The organism is Stenotrophomonas sp. 2YAF26, assembly GCF_052114625.1.
GTDB lineage: Bacteria > Pseudomonadota > Gammaproteobacteria > Xanthomonadales > Xanthomonadaceae > Stenotrophomonas > Stenotrophomonas indicatrix.
Window position 1 is genome coordinate 139,321 of the sequence record NZ_JBFRFC010000024.1, and the last position, 13,346, is coordinate 152,666.

The 13,346-nt window shown below is 66.6% G+C and carries 11 protein-coding genes and 1 pseudogene; 9 read left to right on the forward strand and 3 right to left on the reverse strand.

Features of this window, described 5'->3' with window-relative positions:
- Positions 1-110 precede the first annotated feature (110 nt).
- The gene (locus AB4Y98_RS19320; protein WP_442244958.1) at positions 111-1,880 is read left to right on the forward strand and encodes an oleate hydratase; all 1,770 of its coding nucleotides are present in this window, start codon (positions 111-113) and stop codon (positions 1,878-1,880) included.
- Between the two features lie 111 nt (positions 1,881-1,991).
- Here the strand turns inward: AB4Y98_RS19320 and AB4Y98_RS19325 are convergent.
- A pseudogene (locus AB4Y98_RS19325) lies at positions 1,992-2,678 on the reverse strand (oxidoreductase); the annotation flags it as partial.
- A gap of 101 nt (positions 2,679-2,779) precedes the next feature.
- Here AB4Y98_RS19325 and AB4Y98_RS19330 point away from each other — a divergent pair.
- The 3 genes from AB4Y98_RS19330 (at position 2,780) to AB4Y98_RS19340 (ending at position 4,927) form a co-directional block, all read left to right on the forward strand.
- Positions 2,780-3,733: an AraC family transcriptional regulator gene (locus AB4Y98_RS19330; RefSeq protein ID WP_442244959.1), complete on the forward strand. Its 954-nt coding sequence runs from the start codon at positions 2,780-2,782 to the stop codon at positions 3,731-3,733.
- Positions 3,734-3,751: 18 nt separating this feature from the next.
- Complete coding sequence (locus AB4Y98_RS19335) at positions 3,752-4,336, forward strand: TetR/AcrR family transcriptional regulator (RefSeq protein ID WP_442244960.1); 585 nt, start codon at positions 3,752-3,754, stop codon at positions 4,334-4,336.
- Positions 4,337-4,426: 90 nt separating this feature from the next.
- Positions 4,427-4,927: a hypothetical protein gene (locus tag AB4Y98_RS19340; protein ID WP_442244961.1), complete on the forward strand. Its 501-nt coding sequence runs from the start codon at positions 4,427-4,429 to the stop codon at positions 4,925-4,927.
- Between the two features lie 24 nt (positions 4,928-4,951).
- On the opposite strand, the gene AB4Y98_RS19345 is transcribed toward AB4Y98_RS19340, so the two are convergent.
- Together AB4Y98_RS19345 and AB4Y98_RS19350 are read right to left on the reverse strand one after the other, a co-directional pair.
- Entirely contained in the window at positions 4,952-6,193 is a 1,242-nt protein-coding gene (locus AB4Y98_RS19345) for a hypothetical protein (protein ID WP_442244962.1), read from the reverse strand.
- A gap of 75 nt (positions 6,194-6,268) precedes the next feature.
- A complete protein-coding gene (locus AB4Y98_RS19350; protein WP_080148995.1) occupies positions 6,269-7,270 on the reverse strand; it encodes a helix-turn-helix domain-containing protein in 1,002 nt (333 codons plus the stop codon).
- A gap of 315 nt (positions 7,271-7,585) precedes the next feature.
- Here AB4Y98_RS19350 and AB4Y98_RS19355 point away from each other — a divergent pair, with 315 nt between their 5' ends.
- The 5 genes from AB4Y98_RS19355 (at position 7,586) to AB4Y98_RS19375 (ending at position 13,346) form a co-directional block, all read left to right on the forward strand.
- Positions 7,586-10,162, forward strand: a complete 2,577-nt coding sequence (locus AB4Y98_RS19355) for a TonB-dependent receptor plug domain-containing protein (protein ID WP_442244963.1) — start codon at positions 7,586-7,588, stop codon at positions 10,160-10,162.
- A 52-nt stretch (positions 10,163-10,214) separates the two neighbouring features.
- Complete coding sequence (msuE, locus tag AB4Y98_RS19360) at positions 10,215-10,796, forward strand: FMN reductase (protein ID WP_394196388.1); 582 nt, start codon at positions 10,215-10,217, stop codon at positions 10,794-10,796.
- A gap of 3 nt (positions 10,797-10,799) precedes the next feature.
- On the forward strand, positions 10,800-11,825 hold the full coding sequence (locus tag AB4Y98_RS19365) for an LLM class flavin-dependent oxidoreductase (RefSeq protein WP_442244964.1): 1,026 nt from the start codon (positions 10,800-10,802) through the stop codon (positions 11,823-11,825).
- Positions 11,826-11,991: 166 nt separating this feature from the next.
- Positions 11,992-12,354: a DUF3088 family protein gene (locus AB4Y98_RS19370; protein ID WP_025874933.1), complete on the forward strand. Its 363-nt coding sequence runs from the start codon at positions 11,992-11,994 to the stop codon at positions 12,352-12,354.
- Positions 12,355-12,368: 14 nt separating this feature from the next.
- Complete coding sequence (locus AB4Y98_RS19375; protein WP_442244965.1) at positions 12,369-13,346, forward strand: MsnO8 family LLM class oxidoreductase; 978 nt, start codon at positions 12,369-12,371, stop codon at positions 13,344-13,346.

Below are 13,346 nucleotides of genomic sequence, written 5' to 3' on the forward strand. Positions count from 1 at the left end.
AACGCGGGGACGGGAAGCACCTGCGTCACTGCGTCGCAGCCTCTCTGCAGGATGCGGTACATCGGTTCAGAGCTAGAGTGGGGGCTACCCCATCCAGGAAGGAGACGCGCATGTACTACAGCAGTGGCAACTACGAGGCCTTCGCGCGCCCGCGCAAGCCAGCGGGCGTGGACAACAAGACGGCCTGGTTCGTAGGCTCGGGCCTCGCTTCGCTGGCCGGTGCGGCGTTCCTGGTGCGCGATGGGCGCATGCCCGGCGAGCGCATCACCATCCTGGAACAGCAGCAGATTGCCGGCGGCGCGCTGGATGGCCTGAAGGTGCCGGAGAAGGGTTTCGTGATCCGTGGTGGCCGCGAGATGGAAGACCATTTCGAGTGCCTGTGGGATCTGTTCCGCTCGATTCCATCGTTGGAAATCGACGATGCCAGTGTGCTGGACGAGTTCTACTGGTTGAACAAGGACGACCCGAACTATTCGCTGCAGCGTGCCACGATCAATCGCGGCGAAGATGCGCATACCGATGGCTTGTTCACCCTGAGCGAGCAGGCGCAGAAGGACGTCATCGCGCTGTTCCTGGCCACCCGGCAGGAGATGGAGAACAAGCGCATCAACGAGGTACTGGGCCGCGATTTCCTCGACAGCAATTTCTGGTTGTACTGGCGCACGATGTTCGCGTTCGAGGAGTGGCACTCGGCGCTGGAGATGAAGCTGTACCTGCATCGCTTCATCCACCATATCGGCGGGCTGCCGGATTTCTCGGCGCTGAAGTTCACCAAGTACAACCAGTACGAATCGCTGGTGCTGCCGCTGGTGAAGTGGCTGCAGGAGCGCGGCGTGCGTTTCCAGTACGGCACTGAAGTGACCGATGTGGACTTCGCGCTGCAGGAGGGCCGCAAGCAGGCCACGCGCATCCACTGGACGCGGGACGGCCAGGCCGGTGGCGTGGACCTGGGCGCGGACGATCTGGTGTTCATGACGATCGGCTCGCTGACCGAGAATTCCGACAACGGCGACCATCACACCGCCGCACGCTTGAATGAAGGCCCTGCACCGGCGTGGGACCTGTGGCGACGGATCGCGGCCAAGGATGCGGCGTTCGGGCGCCCGGATGTATTCGGTGCGCATATACCGGAAACCAAGTGGGAATCGGCGACGGTAACCACGTTGGACGCGCGCATTCCAGCGTACATCGAGAAGATTGCCAAGCGCGATCCGTTCAGCGGCAAGGTGGTGACCGGCGGCATCGTGAGCGTGCGCGATTCGCGCTGGTTGATGAGCTGGACGGTGAACCGCCAGCCGCACTTCAAGAACCAGCCGAAGGACCAGATCGTGGTGTGGGTGTATTCGCTGTTCGTGGATACGCCCGGCGATTACGTGAACAAGCCGATGCAGGACTGCACGGGCGAGGAGATCACTTGCGAGTGGCTGTACCACCTGGGTGTGCCGATGGAGGAGATCGACGAACTGGCGGCGACCGGGGCGAAGACAGTGCCGGTGATGATGCCGTACATCACCGCGTTCTTCATGCCGCGCCAGGCCGGTGACCGCCCGGACGTGGTGCCGGAGGGCGCGGTGAACTTTGCCTTCATCGGCCAGTTCGCCGAATCGAAGCAGCGCGACTGCATCTTCACCACCGAGTATTCGGTGCGCACGCCGATGGAAGCGGTGTACACGCTGCTGGGCATCGAGCGCGGCGTGCCGGAGGTGTTCAATTCGACCTACGACGTGCGCACGCTGCTGGCCGCGACCGGCCGCTTGCGCGATGGCAAGGAGCTGGACATTCCGGGGCCGGTGTTCCTGCGCAACCTGCTGATGAACAAGCTGGACAAGACCCAGATTGGTGGGCTGCTGCGCGAGTTCGGGCTGGTGCAGGACGACTGAGCGAGCGGGGCGTCGGGGGGCGCCGGGCCATGCCCGGCGTCTCGCGCTGCAGTGGCCGCCCAACAGCAGATGCGTGGGTGGGTTGGGGGTGTCGATCACCTGCAGCATGGCTTGCGCGGCCTTGATCGGGTCGCCCAGCTGATGGCCGCTCTTTTCCTCGCGGGCGTTGCGGATCGGATCGAACAGCGCGTCGTAGTCGCCGATGCTGCGCGAGGCCCGCACCATCGAACGGCCAGCCCAATCGGTGCGGAACGAGCCCGGCGCGATCGCGGTCACATGGATGCCGAATGACGCCACTTCCTTGCCCAGCACCTCGCTGATGCCTTCCAGCGCAAACTTGCTGCCGCAGTACCAGGCGATGCCCGGCAAGGTGATGAAGCCGCCCATGGAGGTGATGTTGAGGATGTGACCGCGGCGGCGCGCGCGCATGTGCGGCAGCACGGCTTTGATCAGCGCGGCGGGACCGAACACGTTCACTTCGAACTGATGGCGCAGTTCGTCCAGCGTGGATTCTTCGAGGATGCCTTCGTGGCCGTAGCCGGCGTTGTTGACCAGCACGTCGATGGCGCCGATGTCGGCTTCGACGGTGGCTACCAGTGCATCGATGGCCGCAGCGTCGGTGACGTCCAGCAGGCGGCCGAAGGCGCGACCGGGTGCGAGGGCCGCAAATTGCTGGCGGGCAGATTCGCTGCGTACGGTGCCGACCACGCGATGGCCGGCCAACAGGGCCTGCTGGGCCAGGGCACGGCCGAAGCCGCTGCTGACGCCGGTGATGACGAGGAGGCGGGATTCGGTCATGGCCGAGGGCTCGTGGCTGGGGAGTTGCACGTTAGTGATTGAGTGCGCGGCCGCCCAGGCCTAAGCTTCGGGCTTTCTTGCCTATTCCTATGGGGCGCCCGATGCGGTCGGCCGATGATCCGCTGCAACATCCCGCACAGGCACGCATGGTGGGTCTGTTGCAGGCGTTGGCCGTGGACGAGGGCTACACGCTGACGGCAGTGCCCGGGGTGCGGCTGCTGCGCTCCAACCGTCCCTTGGCGCGCACGCCGGTGCTGTACGACCCCGGCATCGTGATCGTCTGCCAGGGGGTGAAGCGCGGCTATCTGGGCGGGGAGGTCTACCAGTACGACGCGCAGCACTACCTGGCAGTGTCGGTGCCGGTGCCCTTCACCATGGAGACCGAGGCCACGGCCGAGGCGCCGCTGCTGGCGATCTACCTGCATCTGGATCTGCAGCTGGCCGCAGATCTGCTGATAGAACTGGGCGAGCGCACTGCCAGCACCGAAGCGCCGGCAAGAAGCATGACGTCCAGCCCGATGCAGCCTGCGATGCAGGCCACGGTGCTGCGATTACTGGAAGCGCTGGCCGATCCATTGGAGGCCGACGTGCTGGGGCCCTCACTGGTGCGCGAGCTGTATTTCCGGGTGCTGAGCGGCGCACAGGGTGGGGCGCTGCGCGAGGCGCTGGCGATGCGCGGGCGCTTCGGCCGCATCGGCAAGGTGCTGCGGCATATCCACGCGGCCTATTCGACGGCGTTGGATGTGGATGCGCTGGCAGCGCAGGCGGAGATGAGCGTGGCCACGTTCCATGATCACTTCCGCAGCATTACCGGTACCTCGCCGATGCAGTATGTGAAGTCCACGCGGCTGCATCAGGCGCGGCTGCTGATGCTGCGGCAGGGCATGACGGCCGAGGCGGCATCGTTGGCGGTGGGGTACGCCAGCCCGTCGCAGTTCAATCGGGAGTTCAAGCGTTTGTTCGGGTTGCCGCCGGCGTCCGAGGTGGCGCGCATGCGGCGAAGTTTTGCGCTGCCGCCGGCGCCGGCCGATGCGCTGTATGTGTCTTCGCATTGATTGCGGCATTCGCCGGGCATGGCCCGGCGCTACCAGGGAAGCCCCTGTCAGGTTGCGCCCGGCCCTGCCCCGCTGGAAGCCGGTGGCTACAACGGTTTCAGCTATGCCGACGTGTCCGCGCGGGTGAACATCAGCAAGGCCAGCATCCACCACCATTTCCCCAGCAAGGCGGATCTGGTGCGGACGGTGGTGGAGCTGTACCGGGCAGAGGCACGGGAAGGCCTGGCGCTGCTGGACCGGCAGCTGGGCGATCCTTTGTTGGCGCTCAACGCCTACGTGGATTACTGGTCCAGCTGCATTGCCGGTGGCACCTCGTCGTTCTGCATCTGCGCGATGCTGGCGGCCGAAGCGCCGATGATCCCCGACGAGATTGCCGATGAAGTGCGCGGGCATTTCGAGGATCTGAGCGGCTGGCTGACGATCACGCTGGAAAAGGGTGCGGCGCAGGGGCGGCTGAGGCTGCAGGGCACGCCTGCGGATGAGGCCAAGGCGTTCATGGCCTCGGTGCACGGCGCGATGCTGGCCGCGCGTGGGTTTGGTGATGCGGCGACGTTCGCGGCGCTCGCACGGTTGTCGATTGCCCGGCTGGTGCCGGCGGTCTGAATGTTTCGACGAAGGCCTGCGTGGAGCGGGCCTTCTTTTTGTCCGTGAAGCCTACCTACTAGTAGGTTCAAAACTCCAGCAGAGGTCGTCATGAGTCATCCGCTTTCTTCCTTGGGCATCGTGCACACCGCGATCAGCCTGGTTCCCATCGCTGCCGGCCTGTTCGGTTTCATCCGGTATCGGGCCATTGATCCGGCTACGCGCGCCGGCAAGCTCTATCTGCTGGGGTTGGTGCTGTCGGTGGTGACCTCGTTCACCGTCTCCAGCACCGGGGGCCTCAATCCTGGCCACGCGTTTGGTGTGGTGATTCTGCTGATTGCGTTCGGTGGGGTGTCGGCGGCTCGGTTGCGGTTCCTTGGGCGATTGGCACCCTATCTGTCCACGTTCGCGCTGTCTTTCAGCTTCCTGCTGTCGCTGGTGCCAGGCGTGAATGAAACGCTGACACGCTTGCCGGTGGCGCACCCGATTGCGCCTGCACCGTTGGCGCCGGTGATCCTGCAGACGTTGCTGGGGTGCGCGGTGGTGTTTGCGATCGGATTCGTGGCGCAGTGCTGGCGGATACATGCGGGCAACGCACGCGCTCGCGTCTGACGCTGCAAGGGACAGTCCGGATGATCAGTCCGCCAGCGGCGCTGGTGCGTCTTCGCCGTAAGTGGCGTAGGCGCTGCCACACGTCGCGTGTGCCGCCGCATTGGCAGGCAGGCCGGTGGCCTTGATGCCACGCCGGGAATTGCCCGCGAGCACTTCCACGTAGCGCTCTGCTGCCATCGTGCCGTCGGGCAGAACATAGAGCAGCACGCGCTGCAGGGTGGATTGACCATCCAGTGGCTGTGGCTGGCGGAATGCAGGAACCTGCACGCGTGCGCGATGCCATACCTGCGGTGCGGCGGCAGTCTGCCAGCGAACCTGCAACGGCTGGTCGAGATTCAACAGCGCGACGCCGGTGGTGTGGTTGGACGCCGTGCACGCGGCCGGGGGCGCAGGAATGGGCGCGATGGCGTCGTCGCCGATGTCCAGCGTCGCGCCATTGATTTCCAGGCGCACGATCGGCGCGGCGCCGTAGTTGTGCGTCTTGAACTGCACCAGCCCTTCCACGCGGCTGCGCTCGAGCTCGTATTCGGTAGCGCCGGCCAGACGCGCCAGCGCGGGGGCAACCTCGACGTGGTCTGCATAGTGGTAGTAGAGGTGCGCGATGCCTGGCCCCCCCGATGTGCCCCACACGCGGGTGAGCGCTGTGGTATCCGGATAGGACTGGCGACGCAGTGGCAGGGTGCTTGCAGTGCCTTCGGAGGGCGCGCCATAGCGGTAGCGGTCGATGCCCGGCTTCAGTCGTGCGTTGTCGTAGGGGAAGGCGTTGTCTGCATCGGACTGCGCGTTCGGATAGCGGTGGAAGGCAACGAAGCGCTGGGGGTTGTCGCCTTGCATGGGCAGGTCCGGTCCCGCGCCGGAGTAGGTGGAGGCATAGGGTGAGGTGTCCAGCCACAGTGCATGGCCACTGAGGTTGATGTGCGTTTCTGCGATGGCCGCACGCGAGCCACCGGTGGCGGCATCCAAGCGCCCGCGCAGTGAATCACCCAGCGGATAGATGAGCAGGGCGAGGACAGTGGGCACGAACATCAGGGCATGCACCCGGCCCGGGACGTGCCCGCGCTCGCGCACCATGTAGCGGCCCCAGGCCAGCAGGAGCAGCACCAGTAGCGGCACCCCGATCCACAGCGCAAGGGTGATCAACGCCACCACGCCCCAGCCGAGATTCGGGGTGCAGACCGCGATCAGGCCAAGCGCGGCGAGCAGGCTGGCCAGGAACAGCGAGACGCCGATACCGAAGCGGTAGTTCCTGTACGGGGTAGCAGTCATCACCGTTCCATCGGCAGGCCGGGGCGTGCCTGCATCTTGCCGGTTGGGTGGCTGCGTGGAAAGACGGAGGTGCTGTCAGCAACCCACCAGCCGGTCGGCGCTGAGGCCACTGCGGTGCTGGTTGCGGTATTCGATGGGGCTGGCATCGACCATGCCGCGGAAGTGCCGGCGGAACGATTCCTGCGATCCGAACCCCGCCTGTTCGGCCACCCATTGCAGCGGACGGTCGGTGGTTTCCAGCAGTTCGCGTGCGTAGGCCACGCGTTCGCGGATGAGCCAGTCGATGGGCGACAGGCCGGTGGCTTCAAGGAACTGCCGCTGCAGGGTGCGCTGGCTGAGTGCGGCCTGTTCGGCCAGGCTGCCCAGCGAATGCGGCTCGCGCAGGTTGCGGCGCATCCATTCCATCAGTTTCGCCAGCCGCGTGGGCTCGCCCAGCGGAATCGCGCGGCTGACCCGCTGGCTGCGTTCGGCATCACGCCAAGGTGCCAGCACCAGCCGTTCGGCCACCAGATTGGCCACGCGCGCGCCGTAATCCTTGCGCACCATGTGCAGCATCATGTCCATGCCGGTGGCCGAGCCGGCCGAGGTGATGATGCTGCCGGCGTCCACGTACAGCACATCGTCGCGCACGTGGATCCGCGGAAATTCGCGCGCCAGCGTTTCGGTGAGGCGCCAGTGGGTGGTGGCTTGGCGACCATCGAGCAATCCAGCCCAGGCGAGCACGAATGCACCGGAGCAGATGGACGTGATGCGTGCGCCGCGCGCGTGGGCGCGGGTGAGGGCATCAAGCAACGCCTGCGGCGGGCGCTCGCTGGGTTCGCGCCAACCGGGAATGACGATGATGTCGGCGTCGTCGACGGCGCTCAGATCGTAGGGCAGCTGCACCTGCGCACTGCCGAGCATGCGCAGTGCACCGGGCTCGCCAGCGCAGAGCTGGGTGCGGTACCAGGCCACGCCCAGTTCAGGGCGGATGGGTGCGAACAGGCCGACCGCGCAGCCGAATTCGAACAGGCCCTGGCCGTGGCAGGCCACGATGGCGACGGTGGGCGCGGTCGGATCGGCAGACAGGGTGGGCATGGCTTGATGCTACCGACGCAGGCACGTGCCGCTGAGTGGCGCGCGGGCATGAGGTGATGCCCGCAGGGTATATGGAGACCGGGGTCAGATCCTTTCCGCAGGAAGGGCTCTGACCCTGCGGATTCGCGTGTATGGGGTCAGAGCCCTTTCCTTTGGAAAGGGATCCGACCCGGTGTGTGCAGGCTGCGTAAGGTCATTACCAGCGGTCATGTGGCTGGCGCGATGTGACGGTCACATGACGCGATATCCGCTGTTGCGTGTTGGGCGTGGGCTCTTGAATGGAGGCGTGTCTCCGGCCCACCCCCACGAGCCCCCATGCCTGCTGCCCACATTCCTGCGCTGTCCACGCTCTCCCTGCTGATTGCCGCCACTCTTGCCGCTGCCCCGGCGTATGCGGCTGAGGCCGATGCACCGTCGGCGGCCACCGCTACTTCTGCCAACCTTGCTGCGTCCACGCTGGATGCGGTGGTGGTGACCGGTTCACGCACCAGCACGCGCACGGTGAAGAACAGCTCGACACCGATCGACGTGATCTCCGCCGAGGACCTGGCCGCGACCGGCCAGGCCAACCTGCTGGAAGCGCTGCAGCGCAGCCTGCCATCGCTGAGCCAGATCGGCGGTTACCAGAGCGACCAGGAAAGCCTGATCCGCGGTTACCAGCTGCGCAACCTGTCGCCGGGTTACACGCTGGTGCTGGTGAACGGCAAGCGCCGCAACGCCAGCGCGTATGTCAGTGGCGCCAACGGTGGCGGCTACCCCGGCCATGCCTGGGCCGATCTGGCGCTGATTCCGGTGTCGGCCATCGACCATGTGGAGGTGCTGCGCGATGGTGCTTCGGCCATCTACGGTTCGGACGCGATCACCGGAGTGATCAACGTGATCCTGAAATCGCAGGCGCACGGTGGCGATGTCTCGGTGGAGAGCGGGCAGAGCACCGATGGCGACGGCAGCCGCACCAGCGTGCGCGCCAACATCGGCCTGCCGTGGAGCGAGGATGGCTTCATCAACCTGTCCGGCGAGAGCACGCGCCAGCACCATGCGATCCGCACGCGGCGCTACATCGACGGCTACCTGAGTTATCCCGCCGTGGATGGCAACGGCAACCTGGTGGCGCTGCGTCCAAACAACCGCTTGCCGGCTGGAGCGACGCCGAACCCGGCCGAGGCCGGGCGCGATGCCGAGGCCAACATCATCCTGAGCTCGCCGTCGTATGCGCTGAAGGCCTTCGCGGTGAACGTGGGCCATGGCTTGGGCGAGAACGCCCAGTTCTACGCCAATGCGACTGCCAGCGACCGCACCGCGCAGGCGATCCAGAACTTCCGCCTGCCGGCAACGATCTTTACCACCTACAAGGCACCGGGCGTGCTGAGCGTGTTTCCCGATGGCTTCCTGCCAGTGCTGGAAACCAAGGAGAAGCAGTACACCGGCACGGCCGGGGTGAAGGGCCAGGTTGCGGGGTGGGACTACGACTTCAGCCTGACCGGCAACCGCAACACGGTGCGCACCTACACCCGCAATTCGGTGAACTACTCGCTGCCGTACCCGGGCTCGCCGACCGACTTCTATGACGGCAAGCTGGATTACCAGCAGGGCATCGCCAACCTTGATCTGCGTCGCGGCTTCGAGGTGGCGGCCTTCGCATCGCCACTGGAAGTGAGTGCCGGTGCCGAGTACCAGCACGAACAATACGAACGCGGGGCAGGGCAGTGGGAGTCATACACCGGTTTTGGTGCGGCTGCCTTTGTCGGCTATTCCACCGCCGATGCGGTTAAGGCCACCCGCAACAGCAAGGCGGTGTACGCCGGTGCAGCGACCAACATCACGTCGCGCTGGTACCTGGACGCCGCCGCGCGCTGGGAAGACCACTCGGACTTCGGCACGGTGTCGACCGGTCGGTTGACCACGCGCTTCGACTTCACCGATGCGCTGGGCGTACGTGCCACGGTCAGCAATGGCTTCCACGCGCCGAGCCTGGGCGCGCAGTTCTACCAAGCCACCGGCAGCTGCCCGTGCGGTACCACGCTGGTGGCGCAGGTCGCTTCGCCGGCAGCAGTGGCGCTGGGCGCTACGCCGCTGAAGCCGGAGAAGGCCACCAACTACAGCCTCGGCGTGACCTGGGACCCGAGCCCGGCCTTCCATCTGGCGGTGGATGCCTACCAGATCGACATCCGCGGCCAGCTTGGCCAGTCCAGCCAGATCGGCTACAACGCGCAGGACCCGGCGCGGGTGACCGACAACAGTGGCACCGTGCTGACCGCCGCGCAGAAGAACACCATCGACGCGCTGCTGGGCACGGCCGGCATCAGCATCCTGCCCGGTGATGCGTTCTATGCCAGCTACTTCACCAACGTGGGCGACACCCGCACGCGCGGCGTGGAGCTGACCCTGGAGGCGAACCAGGAAACGCAGTGGGGCAAGCTGCGCTGGAGCTACGCGGCCAATGTGGGCCGCACCACCATCCAGAAAGTGAGCGCGATTCCGCAGGCGTTGCAGGGGCTGCCGAACATCAACCTGCTGACCAAGTCGAGCGAGTACGCGCTGCGCTTCCGCACGCCGTCGTACACGCAGGTGGCGGGGCTGGGCTGGCAGAACGGGCGCTGGCGTTCGAACGTGGACTTCACCTACTACGGCCCGATCAAGCGCCTGAACAACGGCGTGCAGTACAAGCAGCCGCCGGTGCTGGTGACCAACCTGTCCGGTGGCGTCGAGCTGGGTGCCGGTTGGAGTGCGGCGCTGGGCATCAACAACGTGTTCGACAAGCGCACCCGCAAGGTGCCTGCGTACGCACGCAGCGCCACCGATGTGGCCAGCATCGAGACCACCTGGGACAGCGGTGATGTGCTGAGCAACGTCGGGGCGTTCTGGTACGGGCGCGTCAATTACCGGTTCTGAGGTTCATGTGAAACGTCGCCGGGCATGGCCCGGCGCTACCGAGGAGGGGGTCATGTCTTCTGCATTGAATGTGGTTGCGTTGATTGGTTCGCCGACGGCGTCGGCCAACTCGCGCACGTTGCTGCTGGTGCGGCATCTGCTGGAAGAACTGCGCGAGCGGGTCAACATCAGCGTGGAGCTGGTCGAGCTGGCGCCGATCGCGCGCTCGCTGGGGCAGGCGCTGCAGCGCAGCGAAGTGGAGCCGCAGGTAGAGCGCGCGCTGGCCACGATTGAATCTGCACAGCTGCTGGTGGCGGCCGCGCCGGTGTATCGCGGGTCCTATCCGGGCCTGTTCAAGCACCTGATCGACTTCATCGGGCTGGACGCTCTGGTGGATACGCCAGTGCTGCTGGCGGCTACCGGTGGCAGTGAGCGCCACGCGCTGGTGATCGACCATCAGCTGCGTCCACTCTTCAGCTTCCTGCAGGCGCATACGTTGCCGATCGGGGTGTATGCCACGCCGGCCGACTTCGACGGCGACCGGATCAACAGCGCTGCACTGCAGGCACGCATCCAACTGGCGGCCGAGCGTGCGGCGGGACACGTGGCGCACGTGGCGGCAGCGCTGCCCGCGCCGCTGCGCAGGATCGCCTAGGACGTGGCGGTGCAGCTGCGGCATCTGGCGTTCCTCACGCCGGGAAGCTATCTGCCGGAACAACCACGCGCGGGCCTGGACGCGACGCTGGCGCTGATCGCGTTTGCCGAACAGCTGGGCTATGACGGCGCGTGGGTGCGCCATCGCCACCTGGAACCGGGCATCAGCTCGGCAGCGGTGTTCCTGGCGGCGGCCAGCCAGCACACCACGCGCATCGAACTGGGCAGTGCGGTCATCCAGCTGGGCTACGAAACACCGTTCCGCCTGGCCGAGGATCTGTCCTTGCTGGATGCGCTGGCAGGTGGCCGGCTGCAGGTAGGCGTCAGTACCGGCGCGCCGCCACACGGCGGGCTGGTAGGGCCCTTGCTGTACGACAGCGACCCTGCGCGCATCGACTTTTCCCATGGCCGGGTGGCGCGGTTGCTGGAAGCGCTGCGTGGTGAACCGTTGGGCACCGCCGATGCCGAAGTCGGCAACGCCGCCACGCGCTATCGCCCGCGTCTGCAGCCACATGCGCCGGGGTTGGTGGACCGGGTCTGGTACGGCGCTGGCTCCCTGCAGTCGGCGCGTTCGGCGGGTGAGCAGGGGCTGCATCTGCTGCTGGGTAACGTCAACCGTGCCGAGCTGAGTGATGACTTCTTCGGCGCGCAGTTGCAGCACCTGCAGGCCTATCGTGCGGCATTGCCGGTGGGCAGCGCACGCCGCGTGGCGGTGGGGCGGGTGCTGGTGCCCACCGAGGGTGTGGATGCGGCCACGCGGCAGCGGATCGAGGCCTTCAGTGCGCAGCGGCATGCGCGCACCCTGGCCCCGCAAGGGCCGCGACGCACGATGTTCGCACCCGACGTGGTCGGCAGCACGGCGCAGATCATCGCGCGGTTGCAGGCCGATCCGCTGCTGCAGCAGGTGGACGAGCTGCGGGTGGAGCTGCCTTATGAACTGCCCGAGCAGGACTACCGGCGCATCCTCAGCACGGTGATCGAGGACATCGCGCCGGCGCTGGGCTGGCGCGCACCTGCGCAAGCGGCGTGATGCCGCCCGTGCCCATAACGGCCGGCAGTCTGCTTATTGCCAACCTGCATCTGCATGGCCGGATCCGACCGTGGATTGTCGAGTTCCGGCGCTGGCATCGGGCCGTCCTTCTCTAGCATCGATATCGAAGCGGCAGTGCATTGCCGGCCCCTACGAGGACGATCCCGTGGCTGTAGACGCAACCCACAAACCCATCCTGTTCCTGCTGGACCGCGAGTTCGAGGACGGCCAGCTGCCCGGCCAACGCTTCTTCTGCCGGCACAGCCTGCTGCTGGAAGGTGCGCTGTCGAGCATCGAGGGCCTGGACGCACAGCTGGATGTGCGCCGCATCGGCTTCAGCCGGCCGCGCCGCGAGGTGATCGCCGAGATCGGTGAGCAGGACCAGTCGCTGCCGAAGCTGGTGCTGCCGCAGGGCGTGGTCAATGAGCACGCCAGTGGTGAATACCAGCAGCGCCAGTACATCTCCGGTGCCGAGCCGATCCTGGCGGCACTGAATGGCCTGCTCGGCATTCCCGTGGCCCATCCCTGAGCGAGGACGTGACGATGAGCTACCTCACCAGCGTGTTGGACAAGAGCCCAGTGGCCGACGGCAGCACGCCCGAACAGGCGCTGCGCAACAGCCTGCAGTTGGCGCAGCGCGCCGAGCAACTGGGTTACCACCGCTACTGGTTTGCCGAACACCATGCCGCGCCGGCGCTGGCCAGCCCGGCACCGGAAGTGCTGGCGGCGTGGGTGCTGGCGCAGACCCGGCGCATCCGCATCGGCAGTGGCGGGGTGATGCTGCGCCACTACGCCCCCTACAAGGTGGCCGAGAATTTCAATCTGCTGGCCGCCCTTGCGCCCGGACGCGTGGATCTGGGCGTGGGCAAGGCGCCGGGTGGTCTGCCGGCATCGACTGCCGCACTGGCCGCCGGTCGCCCGGCGTTCGCCGATTTCGACCAGCAGTTGCGCGACCTGGAAGGCTATCTGTCCGATGCGCAGGCCGACGCTCAGGCGCGGCCGATTCCGCAGACGCCACCGGAGCGCTTCCTGCTGGGCGCGAGTCCACAGAGTGCGCGGCAGGCCGCAGAGCTTGGCTGGCGCTTCGTCTACGCCGCGCACTTCGATGGCGACCCGAAGCACATCGAGGCCGCCTTCGAGGCCTATCGCGCGGTGTCCGCGCACGCCCCGTTGCTGGCAACGGTGGCCTTCGCCGCGCCCACCAGCGAGGCCGCCGCCCGCTATATCGGCGCGCTGCGGGTCTACAAGCTGCACCTGGCCCCAGGGCAGACGGTGAACCTGCCCAGTCCCGAAGCCGCTGCCGAATACGCGCGGCAGGTGGGGGTTGCTGATTTCCGCATCGAAGAAACACGCCCCAGCGTGCTCTCTGGCGATGCGCAGCATGTACGCAGCGAGCTGGATGCGCTGCACCGCCGCTTCGGCGTCGGTGAATTCATCCTCGACGCGCCGGTGGCCGACCTCGACGCACGCCTGACGTCCCTTGAACTGCTGTCGCCCGCGCCCCGCGCGGCGGTGGCCTGA